This window comes from Roseinatronobacter sp. NSM (genome assembly GCF_052379845.1).
Classification (GTDB): domain Bacteria; phylum Pseudomonadota; class Alphaproteobacteria; order Rhodobacterales; family Rhodobacteraceae; genus Roseinatronobacter.
In genome coordinates, this window is record NZ_JBQTCF010000027.1 from 17940 (window position 1) to 31606 (window position 13667).

The 13667-nt window shown below is 60.8% G+C and carries 12 protein-coding genes; 11 read left to right on the top strand and 1 reads right to left on the bottom strand.

The genetic code is table 11. The features are described 5' to 3' along the window. The first annotated feature begins 102 nt into the window (after positions 1–102). From ACTZWY_RS14410 to ACTZWY_RS14460, 11 genes are all read left to right on the top strand, one after another. Positions 103–1338 (top strand): ABC transporter substrate-binding protein, encoded by a 1236-nt coding sequence (locus tag ACTZWY_RS14410; RefSeq protein ID WP_444791405.1) that lies wholly within the window; start codon positions 103–105, stop codon positions 1336–1338. Positions 1339–1413: 75 nt separating this feature from the next. Further along, positions 1414–2325: a carbohydrate ABC transporter permease gene (locus ACTZWY_RS14415; protein ID WP_444791406.1), complete on the top strand. Its 912-nt coding sequence runs from the start codon at positions 1414–1416 to the stop codon at positions 2323–2325. Next, a complete protein-coding gene (locus ACTZWY_RS14420; RefSeq protein ID WP_444791407.1) occupies positions 2322–3209 on the top strand; it encodes a carbohydrate ABC transporter permease in 888 nt (295 codons plus the stop codon). The genes ACTZWY_RS14415 and ACTZWY_RS14420 overlap by 4 nt, the downstream gene beginning before the upstream one ends. A 4-nt stretch (positions 3210–3213) precedes the next feature. Continuing rightward, positions 3214–4299 (top strand): ABC transporter ATP-binding protein, encoded by a 1086-nt coding sequence (locus ACTZWY_RS14425; protein WP_444791408.1) that lies wholly within the window; start codon positions 3214–3216, stop codon positions 4297–4299. 32 nt (positions 4300–4331) lie between these two features. Continuing rightward, positions 4332–5081 carry a sugar phosphate isomerase/epimerase family protein gene (locus tag ACTZWY_RS14430; RefSeq protein ID WP_444791409.1) on the top strand — a complete coding sequence of 250 codons (750 nt, stop codon included), beginning with the start codon at positions 4332–4334 and terminating at the stop codon, positions 5079–5081. Between the two features lie 10 nt (positions 5082–5091). Next, positions 5092–6213 carry a Gfo/Idh/MocA family protein gene (locus ACTZWY_RS14435; protein WP_444791410.1) on the top strand — a complete coding sequence of 374 codons (1122 nt, stop codon included), beginning with the start codon at positions 5092–5094 and terminating at the stop codon, positions 6211–6213. 45 nt (positions 6214–6258) lie between these two features. Next, the gene (locus tag ACTZWY_RS14440; RefSeq protein ID WP_444791411.1) at positions 6259–7860 is read left to right on the top strand and encodes a glycoside hydrolase family 43 protein; all 1602 of its coding nucleotides are present in this window, start codon (positions 6259–6261) and stop codon (positions 7858–7860) included. 41 nt (positions 7861–7901) lie between these two features. Next, positions 7902–8963: a sugar phosphate isomerase/epimerase family protein gene (locus ACTZWY_RS14445; RefSeq protein WP_444791412.1), complete on the top strand. Its 1062-nt coding sequence runs from the start codon at positions 7902–7904 to the stop codon at positions 8961–8963. Continuing rightward, complete coding sequence (locus tag ACTZWY_RS14450; protein ID WP_444791413.1) at positions 8960–10102, top strand: Gfo/Idh/MocA family protein; 1143 nt, start codon at positions 8960–8962, stop codon at positions 10100–10102. The genes ACTZWY_RS14445 and ACTZWY_RS14450 overlap by 4 nt, the downstream gene beginning before the upstream one ends. Positions 10103–10184: 82 nt before the next feature. Next, the gene (locus ACTZWY_RS14455) at positions 10185–11516 is read left to right on the top strand and encodes a cytochrome-c peroxidase (RefSeq protein ID WP_444791414.1); all 1332 of its coding nucleotides are present in this window, start codon (positions 10185–10187) and stop codon (positions 11514–11516) included. Positions 11517–11616: 100 nt separating this feature from the next. After that, positions 11617–12990 carry a glutamine synthetase family protein gene (locus ACTZWY_RS14460; RefSeq protein WP_444791415.1) on the top strand — a complete coding sequence of 458 codons (1374 nt, stop codon included), beginning with the start codon at positions 11617–11619 and terminating at the stop codon, positions 12988–12990. Here the strand turns inward: ACTZWY_RS14460 and ACTZWY_RS14465 are convergent. Continuing rightward, positions 12987–13664 (bottom strand): RraA family protein, encoded by a 678-nt coding sequence (locus ACTZWY_RS14465; RefSeq protein ID WP_444791416.1) that lies wholly within the window; start codon positions 13662–13664, stop codon positions 12987–12989. The two genes, ACTZWY_RS14460 and ACTZWY_RS14465, sit on opposite strands and share 4 nt — an antisense overlap. Positions 13665–13667: the final 3 nt, after the last annotated feature.

The window sequence follows — 13667 nt, forward strand, 5'->3', positions numbered from 1 at the left end:
GTATTTGTAATGTAATCGATTACATAACGCGGGCAAGATAATCTTTCAATAACCCGCGCTGCACCGTGACATATGCGGCTTATGCCGTTCAGGGAGGAACGCATGAAAAAAACATTTGCATTGCTGGCATCAACCAGCCTGATTTCCGCAGGAACTGCCGCCTTGGCCGTTGATCTGGAAGTGACGCATTGGTGGACATCTGGTGGGGAAGCGGCCGCTGTGGCCGAATTCGCGCGCCTGTTCAATGAAAACACGGACCATACTTGGGTAGATGGCGCAATTGCTGGCTCAGGCGGCACTGCGCGCCCCATCATGATCGGGCGCATCACGGGCGGTGACCCGATGGGCGCAACCCAGTTCAATCATGGCCGTCAGGCAGAAGAACTGGTCGAGGCCGGGCTGATGCTGGACCTGACCGACCTGGCCGAGGCTGAAGGCTGGCGTGATTTTGTGAACCCCACATCGCTTCTGGACAGCTGCACCATTGACGGGCGCATCTACTGCGTGCCGATCAACATTCATTCATGGCAGTGGCTGTGGCTAAGTCACAAGGCCTATGAGGATGCAGGCCTGCCAGTTCCCACGAATTGGGAAGAATTCATCGCAGCCGCCCCAGCACTTGAAGAAGCAGGAAAAATTCCCCTGGCCATGGGCGGGCAGCCCTGGCAGGCAACAGGGGCGTTTGGCGTCATGGCCATTGCGCTGGCGGGCACCGACGCATGGAAGGCCGTGCATATTGACCAAAACGCCGAAGTGGCGGCAGGCCCCGACTACGCCCGCGTGTTTGAAGCCGCGGCGCAGGCGCGCGCATTTTCAGCGCGGTCGAATGTGCAGGACTGGAACCAGGCCACCAATATGGTGATCTCCGGTCAGGCCGGCGGGCAGATCATGGGCGACTGGGCGCAGGGCGAATTTCAGGTCGCGGGCCTTGTCGCGGGCGAAGATTATTCCTGCCTGCCCGGTCTGGGCATGAACGAGATCATTTCCACCGGCGGGGATGCGTTCTATTTCCCGAAAATCAACAACCCCGAAGTTGAAGCCGCCCAGCTGGAACTGGCATCCCTGATGATTTCGCAAGAAGCGCAGGTTGCCTTCAACCTGAAAAAAGGGTCGCTTCCGGTGCGGGGCGATATTGACCTGACTGCGGCCAATGACTGCATGGCCAAGGGGCTGGCAATTCTGGCGACCGGGAACATCCTGCCGGATGCAAACCAGACCTTCTCGCCCGATACCCAAGGCCAGATCGAGGATCTGATGGTCGAGTTCTGGAACGACCCCAGCTACACCGCCGAAGATGCGCAGCGTCTGTATGCGGAAATCATCGCCCGCGCGGATTGATTAAACTGGCCGGGGTTTGCGAAACCCCGAACCCCGGCCATTCACCCGCATTTTCCAAAATACCGGAGGATCAAGATGTCCAGCGCAAGACGCGCTCGGGATGGCGCACGCCCGCCAATCCGCCTGCTGCGCAATCTTTCATCCAAACTGGCGGCCATTCCCATGGTTCTTGTGGGGCTTGGTGTGTTTGTGGGGGGCACAATCTGGACGATTGTGCATTCCTTCACCGACTCGCGGCTGTTGCCACGGCTGAACTGGGTTGGGTTTGATCAGTATGAACGTCTGTGGAATACGCGCAGGTGGCTGGTTTCCATCGAAAACCTGGCTGTTTACGGCATTGTGTCGCTGGTGCTGACCATGTGTCTGGGGTTCTTTCTGGCCGCCCTGCTGGACCGTAAAATCCGGTTCGAAGACACGTTCCGCACGATTTTTCTGTATCCTTTCGCGTTGTCTTTCATTGTGACCGGTCTGGCGTGGCAATGGATTTTGAACCCCGAATTCGGGATTCAGTCCATCATTCGCGGGCTGGGGTTTGCGAATTTCAATTTTGACCCGCTGTATAACCCTGATCTGGTGATCATCGGGTTGCTGATTGCGGGGTTGTGGCAGGGCACCGGGCTGATCATGGTCATCATGCTGGCGGGGTTGCGCGGCATTGACGAAGACATCTGGAAAGCCACCCGCGTGGACGGCATTCCTGTGTGGAAAACCTATATCGTGGTCATCATTCCGATGATGAAGCCCGTGTTTGTCACAGCGCTGGTGCTGGTGACCAGCGGGATTGTGAAACTTTATGATCTGGTGGTGGCCATGACATCTGGCGGGCCGGGCATCGCGTCCGAAGTGCCGGCGAAATATGTCTATGACACGCTGTTCACCCGTCAAAACCTTGGGCAGGGCTTCGCGGCATCAACCATGATGCTGGTCACTGTCGCCATCATCCTGATCCCTTGGGCGTATATGCAATACAGGGAGAAGCGCCAATGACCGCTGTTACCCCCCGCGGTGCGAAGCCGCAAAAGGCCCTCTCGGCGCGCAATATCATGCTGTATGGGGCGCTGATCATCTTCAGCCTGTATTACCTGCTGCCGCTATATGTGATGATGGTCACATCGCTGAAGGATATGGCCGAAATCCGTGTTGGCAACATCTTTTCCCCACCTGTGGAAGTGACGTTTCAGCCGTGGGTCAAGGCATGGTCACAGGCCTGCACCGGCATCAATTGCGACGGGCTGTCGCGCGGGTTCTGGAATTCCATCCGCATTCTGATCCCCTCGCTGATCATCTCGGTCTCGGTGGCGGCATTGACGGGCTATGTGCTGGCTTGCTGGCGCTTCAAAGGGTCCGAAGTCTTCTTCGGCATTTTGCTGATGGGGGCGTTCATTCCCTATCAGGTGCTTTTGTATCCGCTGGTCATCATCTTGCGCGAACTGGGGTTGTTCGGGTCGCTTTGGGGGCTGGTGCTGGTGCACACGGTGTTTGCCATGCCCATAAACGTGTTGTTGTTTCGCAATTATTTCGTGGCCCTGCCGGAAGAACTGTTCAAAGCCGCGCGTGTTGACGGTGCTGGCTTCTGGGGCATCTTCTTTCGCATCGTGGTTCCCATGTCGCTGCCCATTTTCGTGGTGTCGGGCATTATTCAGGTCACCGGCATCTGGAACGATTTTCTGTTCGGTGTCGTTTATACCCGCCCCGAGAATTACCCGATGACAGTGCAGCTTAATAACATCGTCAACTCGGTGCAGGGGGTCAAGGAATACAACGTAAATATGGCCGCCACCATGCTGACGGGGCTGGTGCCGCTGGCGGTGTATTTCTTCTCAGGCAGACTTTTTGTTCGCGGCATTGCTGCCGGCGCAGTCAAAGGCTAGGAACATGACAAATTCCATCTCTATCAAAGAACTGAAACTTGCTTTTGGCGCTGTCACGGTGCTGGAAAACCTGAACCTTGATGTGGGGCAGGGTGAATTTCTGGTGCTTCTGGGGTCTTCGGGCTGCGGTAAATCCACGCTGCTGAACTGTATCGCGGGGCTGTTGGACATTACCGACGGGGAAATCCACATTCAGGGCAGGAATGTGACATGGGAAGAACCCTCCAGGCGCGGCATCGGCATGGTGTTCCAAAGCTATGCACTCTACCCGCAAATGACGGTCGAGGGCAATCTGGCCTTCGGATTGAAAAACGCCCGCGTGCCAAAGCCGGAAATAGAACAGCGCATTGCGCGTGCGGCGGAAGTGCTGCAAATCGAACCGCTGCTGAAGCGCAAGCCTGCGGCCCTGTCAGGGGGGCAGCGCCAGCGTGTGGCCATCGGGCGGGCCTTGGTGCGCGATGTGGATGTGTTTTTGTTCGACGAACCGCTGTCCAATCTGGATGCGAAACTGCGCGCTGATTTGCGGGTGGAAATCAAGCGGCTGCACCATAAGCTGAAAAATACCATGATCTACGTCACCCATGATCAGGTCGAGGCCATGACGCTGGCAGACCGTATCGCCATCATGAAAGGCGGCCAGATCATGCAGCTTGCCCCCCCGGCTGAAATTTATAACCGTCCGGTCAACAAATATGTGGCGGGGTTCATAGGGTCGCCCGCGATGAACCTTATTTCCGGCCAGTTGGACGCAGGACGCCAGCATTTTGACACGGGGCGCGGTATGGCGCATTCGGTGCAAGGCTATGATTTCACCAGCGCGCCTGTATCCGGCCCCGTCTGGCTGGGCCTGCGCCCCGAACATGTGCAAGCGGGCGTGCTGGCGCAATCGCAGCCGGTGCAATTGAACGCCTATGTCGACATGGTTGAACCCATGGGGTCCGACACACAGGTTTGGGCCAAGGTGGGTGAACAGGAACTGCGCTTCCGCATGGACGGACAGGCGCAAATCGCCATTGGCGACACGGTGCCCATCGGGTTCGACCCTGCCCGCCTGTCGCTGTTTGACAAGAAAAGTGAAGCGCGCCTGTAGCGCTTAACCAACACTCCAAGAAGGAAAACACCATGGATGTTTCATTCCAGCTTTATTCCGCGCGCAATTTCACCCCATGGGATGGGGTTCTGGACCAGTTGGCCGCGCTTGGTTACACGCAGGTCGAAGGGTTCGGCGGCGTCTATGACGATGCGGGCGCGCTTCGCGCTGCGCTGGATGCGCGCGGGCTAAGCATGCCATCGGCGCATTTCTTCCCGCTGGCCAGCTTTGAAGACCAGTTCGACAAGACCATCGCCACTGCCAGGGCGCTGGGTGTCAAACAGCTGTATTGCCCCGCCCCTGATGATGCCTATCGCCACGGGGTGGATGCGCAGGCATGGCGCGATCTGGCCGGGCGGCTGGACGTGGCGGCCAAGCGCGTGCAGGATGCGGGCCTGCGTTTTGGCTGGCACAACCATCATTGGGAATTCATGCCGCTGGCCAGTGGCGAAATTCCCATGGCGCTGTTGCTGGACGGCGCGCCATCCATGGAATGGGAAGCTGACATTGCGTGGATTGTGCGTGGCGGGGGTGACCCGCTGGACTGGATTGCGCAGCACGGGGCGCGCATCACCGCCGCCCATGTCAAGGACATCGCCCCTGAAGGGCAATGCGCGGATGAAGACGGCTGGGCCGATGTGGGCCACGGCACCATGGACTGGCCCGCGATCATGGACGCCTTGCGCGGCAATGGTGTCAGCCTGTTCGTGATGGAACATGACAACCCCAATGATCTGGCCCGCTTCGCGCGCCGTTCAATCACCAATTTCCGCCAGTTCTAAGGGGCATAGCATGACAAAAACACTGGGTATCGGGGTTCTGGGCTGTGGCAATATCTCGGCGGCATATATGCGCCTTGCGCCGCTGTTTCGTGGAATTGAAATGCGCGCCTGCGCAGATTTGAACGCAGATGCGGCCAGGGCGCGCGCGGCGGAATTCGGCCTGCGTGCGGAAACTGTGGATGGGCTTCTGGCCGCCGATGACATTGATATCATCGTTAACCTGACAGTGCCCGCCGCGCATTTTGACGTGTCCATGCAAATTCTGGACGCGGGCAAACATGTCTATTCCGAAAAGCCCTTTGTGCTGTCGCTGGCCGAAGGGCAGGCGCTGGCTGCGAAAGCTGCGCAAAAGGGCCTGCGCGTGGGGTCTGCGCCCGACACCTTCATGGGTGGCGCACATCAGCTTGCGCGCCATCTGGTGGATACTGGGCGCGTGGGCAAGGTCAGTTCGGGCACCTGTTTTGTCCAAAGTCCGGGCATGGAGATGTGGCACCCCAACCCTGATTTCTTTTTCAAGCCCGGTGGCGGGCCAATCCTGGATCTGGGGCCATACTACATTTCCAACCTTGTGCAGCTTCTGGGGCCGGTCAAACGCGTGACAGCCATGAGCATGAGCGCGCAGGCCGAACGCACCATCACATCCCAACCCCGCCATGGCGAAAAAATCACTGTGGAAACCCCCACCACCATACACGCAATCTTGCAGTTCCAGTCTGGCGCGCAGGTGACCTATTGCGCCAGTTGGGATGTGTGGCAACATGGCCATGCGCCCATGGAACTGTATGGCCAGCATGGCACCTTGCATGTGCCCGACCCCAATTTCTTCGGGGGCGAAGTGCGCATGACGTCCAGGGCCGCGTTCACATCATCTGGTGTGGCATGGGACCACCCGTTTGCGCGTGCCAATGACGGGGTAAATGCCAATTACCGCGCGGCCGGACTGGCCGATATGGCTGTGGGCATTGTCGAGGGGCGGCCCCATCGCTGCAATCTGGAATTTGCGCTGCATGTGGTGGATGTGATGACCGCAATACTGAACGCTGCCGATGCGGGCACGGTGCTGGACATCACCACCAGTTGCGAACGGCCACAGGCCCTGACCCCGGATGACGCGCAGGCGCTGCTGGCATGACTGCACACGCGCGCAAACAGCCCGCAGCAAGGGAGGTGTAACAAGATGATCCGCAACCCCATTCTACCGGGTTTCAACCCGGACCCGTCCATCTGCCGCGTGGGCGACGACTATTTCATTGCCACTTCAACTTTTGAATGGTTCCCCGGTGTGCAGATCCACCATTCCCGCGATCTGGTGAACTGGGATCTGGCCTGCCGGCCCCTGAGCCGCGCGCGCCAGCTGGACATGCGCGGCAACCCCGACAGTTGCGGTGTCTGGGCGCCCTGCCTGTCGCATGCTGACGGGCTGTTCTGGCTGGTCTATACTGATGTCAAGCGACTGGATGGCAATTTCAAGGATGCGCATAATTACATTGTCACCGCGCCCGCGATAGAAGGGCCATGGTCGGACCCGATCTATGTGAATTCATCGGGGTTTGACCCGTCGCTGTTCCACGACGATGACGGGCGCAAATGGTTCGTGAACATGCAGTGGAACCACCGTGGCCGGTCCGTGGGCGGCCAACCCAAAAGCCCTGCCTTTGACGGGATTTTGTTACAGGAATGGCACCCCGAACACGGGCTGACAGGGCCGGTGCGCAACATCTTTCCCGGCAGTCCGCTGGGGCTGGTCGAAGGGCCGCATCTGTTCAAGCGGGGGGGCTATTATTACCTGACCACCGCCGAAGGGGGCACGGGCTATGGTCATGCTGTCACCATGGCGCGCGCGCGCCAGATTGATGGCCCCTATGAGTTGCACCCCGATACGCACCTGATCACGTCCAAGGACCACCCCGACGCGCCCTTGCAGCGCGCGGGCCACGGCCAGATTGTGGAAACCCCGCAAGGCGAGGTGTATCACACCCATCTGTGTTCGCGCCCGCTTCCGGGGCGGTTTTCACCGCTGGGGCGCGAAACCGCGATACAAAAATGTGTCTGGGCCGATGATGGCTGGCTGTATCTGGCGCATGGCGGGCCGGTGCCCGCGCTGGACGTGCCTGCCCCTGTGAATGTGGCCCCGCGCGCGCCCAAAGCGATACGGCGCAGGTTTGATGAACCAGACCTGCCGCCCGAATTCCAGTGGTTGCGCAGCCCGCACCCTGACCGCTTGTTCACCCTGACAGGCGATGCCCTGTGCCTGCATGCCCGCGAAAGCATTGGCAGCTGGTTTGAACAATCGCTTGTCGCGCGCAGGCAGGAACATTTGCACTACCGCGCGGAAACCGAACTGGCCGAATTTGCGCCCGACACCTATCAACAGGCGGCGGGGTTGGTGACCTATTACAACCGCAGCAAGTTCCATTTTGCGGCGGTCACATGGGACGAAACCCTTGGCCGGTGCCTGACAATCATGTCCTGCGCGGGGGATTGGCCGGATGGGGCGCTGCACTGGCCTTGCGACGCTGTGGCCCTGAACCCCGGCCCTGTATGGCTGGCGGTCAAGGTCAGCCGCGCGGTGCAACAGTTTTACTGGCATCAGGGCGGGGACTGGGTGGCGCTTGGGCCTGCGCTGGATGCGTCTGTCATATCGGATGAAGGCGGTCGCGGGGAGCATGGCTCTTTCACCGGGGCGTTTGTCGGGATGGCAGCGTTTGACATTACCGGACAGGCGCGGCCCGCGCTGTTTCGCAGTTTCGACTATAGTCCCGAAACGGGCCAGCCCTAAGCGGCACACGGCCCACGCACACAAAACCACGAGGAAGACCAATGCCCGCAAAAATTAAGGGTCCCGCCCTGTTTCTGGCACAATTCGCTGGCGATGACGCCCCTTTCAATACCTTGGAAGGGATTGCGCATTGGGCTGCATCATTGGGCTATAAGGGCGTGCAAATCCCCACATTCGATGCGCGCCTGTTCAATCTGGACCGCGCTGCCGACAGCAAGGATTACTGCGACGAGATCAAAGGAATTTGCGCGGCGGCAGGTGTGGAAATCACCGAATTGTCCACCCATCTGCAAGGCCAGCTTGTTGCGGTAAACCCCGCCTATGACGTGGCATTCGATGCGTTCGCCCCCAAGGCACTGCATGGCAACCCGAAAGCGCGGCAGGAATGGGCCGTCGATCAGGTCACAAAAGCCGCGCGCGCCAGCCGCCATCTGGGGTTGACCACATCCGTCAGTTTCACCGGGTCTTTGGCGTTTCCGTTCCTGTATCCGTGGCCCCAACGCCCCGCTGGCCTGATCGAGGAGGCCTTTGCCGAACTGGCGCGGCGTTGGCGTCCCATCCTTGATGCCTATGACGAAAACGGCGTCGATATCGGCTATGAAATTCACCCCGGCGAAGATGTCTTTGACGGGGCGACATGGGAAATGTTCCTGGACGCGCTGGACGGTCACACCCGCGCGCGCATCAATTACGACCCGTCGCATTTCCTGCTGCAACAAATGGATTATCTGGCGTTCATCGACATTTATCATGACCGGATCTGCGCCTTCCATGTCAAGGATGCCGAATTCAACCCCGATGGGCGGCAGGGCGTGTATTCCGGCTATCAGCCATGGTTGAACCGCGCGGGGCGCTTTCGCAGCCTTGGTGACGGGCAGGTTGATTTCGCCGCGATTTTTTCCAAACTGGCGCAGTATGATTATGACAGCTGGGCCGTGCTGGAATGGGAATGTTGCCTGAAATCCCCCCAACAAGGGGCCGCCGAAGGCGCGCCCTTCATTGCGCAACATATCATCGATGTGACCGACAAGGCGTTCGATGATTTTGCAGGCGGCCAGACCGATATTGCGCAAATCCGCGCCATGCTGGGAATTGAACGATGAGTGCGCGTTTGAAACTGGGCATGGTGGGCGGCGGTGAAGGCGCGTTTATCGGGGGCGTTCACCGCATTGCCGCGCGCATTGACGGGCAGTGGGACCTGGTCGCGGGCGCGCTGTCATCGGACCCCGCCCGCGCGCACACCTCCGCTGCCGCCCTTGGGATCGCGCCGGACCGCAGCTATGACAGCTTCGCGCAGATGGCGCAGGCCGAAGCTGCGCGCCATGATGGCATAGACGCAGTTGCGATTGTCACGCCCAACCATATGCATATCCCCGCCGCGCTGGCCTTCTTGCGCGCGGGCATTCATGTGATTTGTGACAAGCCGCTGGCGTCCAGACTGGATGACGCGCTGCAACTGGAACAGGCGGTGGCGCAATCGGGCAAGCTGTTTGTGCTGACGCATAATTATTCGGGCTATCCACTGATCCGGCAGGCGCGCGATATGGTCGCGCAGGGCGAATTGGGGCGCTTGCGGCTGGTGCATGTCGAATATGTGCAGGACTGGCTGACCGAAGCGGCAACTGGCAAACAGGCCGAATGGCGCACGGACCCCGCGCGGTCTGGTGCAGGGGGGGCCATTGGCGATATTGGCACCCATGCGTGGCAACTGGCGGAATTTGTCACTGGCCAAACGCCTGATGCGCTGGCCGCTGACCTGTCCAGTTTTGTGGACGGGCGCGCCGTGGATGACAATGCCCATGTCTTGCTGCGCTATGCCAGCGGGGCCAAGGGCATGCTCTGGGCATCGCAAGTGGCCGTTGGCAATGAAAACGCGCTGCGGTTGCGCCTTCATGGCGACAAGGGCGGGCTTGACTGGGCGCAGGAAAACCCCAATCAGATGCAGTTTACCCGCTTTGGCCAGCCCACACAAATTCTGACGCGCGCAGGCGCGGGGGCCAATGACGCGGGCCTTGCCACAACGCGCACCCCCGCAGGCCATCCCGAAGGGTATCTTGAAGGGTTTGCCACGCTCTACCGCGAAGCGGCTGACGCCATCCGTGCCCATGATGCGGGCAGCGCGTCCGCCGGTGGGGTTTTGCCGGGAATTTCGGACGGGCTGTCAGGCATGCGTTTCATTGATGCCTGTGTTCGGTCATCACAGGCGGGCGGGGTCTGGACGCCGGTTGTTGCCCAAGGCTGACGGCGTGGCCCCCCCCTTGCCCCTTGCCGCCGCCCCTGATGATACGGCATTGTGTGCAGCAAGAAGGACGCAGGGGGGCGCGATGCGCAGAATCGCTTTGGGGCTGGCGGCGGCGGCCGGGTTGGGGTGCGCCAGTGCCCTGGCTGAATTGCCCTTGCCCGCTGCGGCAGGTGACGCTGATTTCGCCAGCCATCCGCCCGAACTGGTGCGGCTTGGCTGGCATTTATTCTATGACCCCATCCTGTCAGGCAACCGCGAAGTGGCCTGTGCCACATGCCACCACCCCGCTTTTGGCACATCTGACGGGGTGTCGCTGGGTTTGGGCGACGGGGGCAGGGGCCTTGGGCCTGCACGGGTGGCCGATGCGGGCAATATGCCCGAACAGCGCATTCCGCGCAATTCGCCTGCGCTGTGGAACCTTGGGGCGCATGAATTCACGCGTATGTTCCATGATGGCCGCATAGAGGTTGACCCAACCCGCGAAACTGGCCTGCGCACACCGCTGGAAGGGGATATGATGGCGGGGTTTGCCTCGCTTCTGTCGGCGCAGAACATGTTCCCGGTGCTTAGCCCAGATGAAATGGCCGGTCACTACAGTGAAAACGAAATCGCGCAGGCCGTGCGGCAAGGCCGCATTACCGGCGCGGGCGGCGCGTGGGACCTGATCGCGCAGCGGGTGCGCGACATTCCAGATTATGCCGCGCGGTTTGTGGCCACGCATGACGATATTGCCACCCCGGATGATATTGCGTTTACGCATATCTCTGATGCTGTCGCGGCGTTTGTGGCGGTTGAATTCCGGTCCGATACCAGCCCGTTTGATGCCTATCTGCGCGGTCAGGGCACCTTGCCCGATGATGCCGCGCGCGGGATGGGGCTGTTTTACGGGCGCGCCACCTGCGCCAGTTGCCATTCCGGCACGTTCCAGACCGATCACGGGTTTCACGCGCGCGGCGTGCCGCAACTGGGGCCGGGCAAGGCCGCGCGCTTTGAATCGCACCGCCGCGACACAGGGCGCATGCGCGTAACAGGGCGGACAGAAGATGCGTTCGCGTTTCGCACGCCGTCCTTGCGCAATGCGGCGCACACAGCGCCTTATGGGCATGCAGGGTCACATGCCACGCTGGCTGGGTTCATCCGCGACCATGCCGACCCAGTGGCCGCCTTGGCGCGCTATGACCGCGCGCAGGTCATCTTGCCCGCTTTGCCCGTGGACGACTGGCAGATCATGGATGACCCTGTTGAACTGGGCGCGATACGCGACGCCGTGCACACCCCGCCCATTTTGCTAAGTGACAGCGACATTGCGGATATCGTTGCCTTTTTGCACAGCCTGAGCGATGCGCAGGCATTGGCGGGCCGGTTGGGTGTGCCCCCGCATGTGCCCAGCGGGCTGGACGTGCCCAACCCCTGACAATGCGCGGTCCCGCCGGCAATGGCCGCGTGAAACAGGTTCTATACATTGGCCGGAAACGCAGTATACACATCGCGCAAATGCCCGGGATAAGACGACCATGACACCAGATGCGCCCCTTCAGAAAGCGCCGCTTTCCGAAGCGCAGGACTTTCTGGACGCTTGGCCGGATGTGCAGGCGATAGATATTGTTCTAAGTGATCTGCACGCCATCGGGCGGGGTAAGACAATTCGCCGTCATGAACTGCAAAGCCTGTTCCAATCCGGGCGGGGCATGCCTGCATCCCTGTTTGCACAGGATGTGTCGGGCCATGACATTGGCGCGGCAATCGCGCTGATGGATGATGGCGGGGGGGACAGCCGGTGTTGGCCGGTGCCCAATACGCTGGGGTATCAGGTGGCAAACGGGCGGGGCCTGGTGTTGTTGCAAATGGAAACACCGGCTGGCGATCCATCGCCGCTTGATCCGCGCAATGCCATGATGCGCCAGATCGCGCGCGCGGACGCAATGGGCTACAGGCCGATGGGGGCGTTTGAACTGGAATTTTACCTTGTCGACAAGGACCGGGATGCGGGCGGCAAACCCCAGCCCGCGCGCGCGGCGTTGACACGCCGCAGGCTGTCGGGCACCAATTGCATGTCGGTGGACGAACTTGACGAGATGTCGCCCTTCTTTGAGGCGGTCTATGAAGCTGCGGCCGCGCTGGATGTCCCGATGGAAAGTTTGATTTCCGAATACGCTGCGGGCCAGTTTGAACTGACGCTGCGCTACCGCGATCTGGCGCATGCGGCGGATGATATTGTGCGCGCGAAGCGGGTCCTGCGCAGCACCGCGCGGCGTTTCGGGATGGAGGCGTGTTTCATGTCGAAACCCTTTGCGCAAAGCTCTGGTTCCGGGATGCATCTGCACCTGTCGATGATGGATGCAACAGGCGCCAATATCTTTGCTGACCCAAGCGCGGGGGGGCTGGCCCCGCCCATGCTGCACGCGATTGGCGGTATTCGCAACAGTATGGCCTGCTCGATGCTGGTTCTGGCGCCGGTGCTGAACAGCTGGCGCCGGTTTGCGGGCGCGGTCTATTCGCCCGCGTCCAATTCATGGGGGGCCGATGATCGCAACGTGGCCTTGCGCATTCCCGCCGGTGCCGCACAGACCCGCCATTTCGAACATCGCGTGCCCGGGGTGGATGCCAACCCCTATCTGGTGGCGGCTGTGGTGCTGGGGGCGGCGCTGGACGGGATGGCGGCGGGCTGCGCACCGGGTGCGGCAGGGCGGGACGGGTGCGCGGATTCCCCGCCCCTGCCGCGCAGCTGGCTGGACGCCATTGACCAATTCGCAACGTCCAAGGCGATGAACGCCATTCTTGGCGCGCCGTTGCATCAGGTATTCGCAGCGGTCAAGCGCGGTGAACATGACGCGCTGGCCATGCAGGTGACGGAACAGGAATGGCAGCTTTACGGCGCCACGCTTTAGCTGTCTGGCCCCGCCAAGGCCTTGGCCACGCGGTCGCGTGCGCCGGACAAATCCCCAATGCGGGTGACACCGCGGCGCAGCATGTCCTGACGTTCCGCACCGCGGTTTTGGCGGTTGATTGCCTCGGTGGCGGTTTCGACAACTTCATGGGGGCGCAGAACGATAATGCCGCTTTCATCGGCCAGAATGGCATCACCGGGCAAAACGACGGCCCCGCCGCAGGACACGGGAATATTCAGCGCCCCGCCGATATTGGCCATGCGCGTGGTTATGGGCGAAATGCCGCGCGACCACAGCGGCAGGCCCGCGTCAATTATTTCTGACGGGTCCGTGCAAGGGCCATCCACAATGACCCCGGCAACGCCTGCGGCCAGCGCGGCCAATGCCACCCCCCCGCCAATACAGGCAAAGCGCTGGTCCTGCAGCCGGTCAATCACCAGAATATCGCCTGCGCGCATGTCCGACAGCGCATAATGCAGCATCGACGAATCCAGCGACGGCAGCGCCAATGTTACCGCCGTGCCGCAAATCCGCTGGCCGGGGTGCAGGGGGCGCAGCGCAATATCCATGAACCCGATATGGCGAAAATGTCCGATCGTTGCGGTTTCTGCTTGCGCCAGCAGGTCCAGATCGGCCTGTGGCACCTGCGGGGGCATTTCATGTGCGGTATACATACC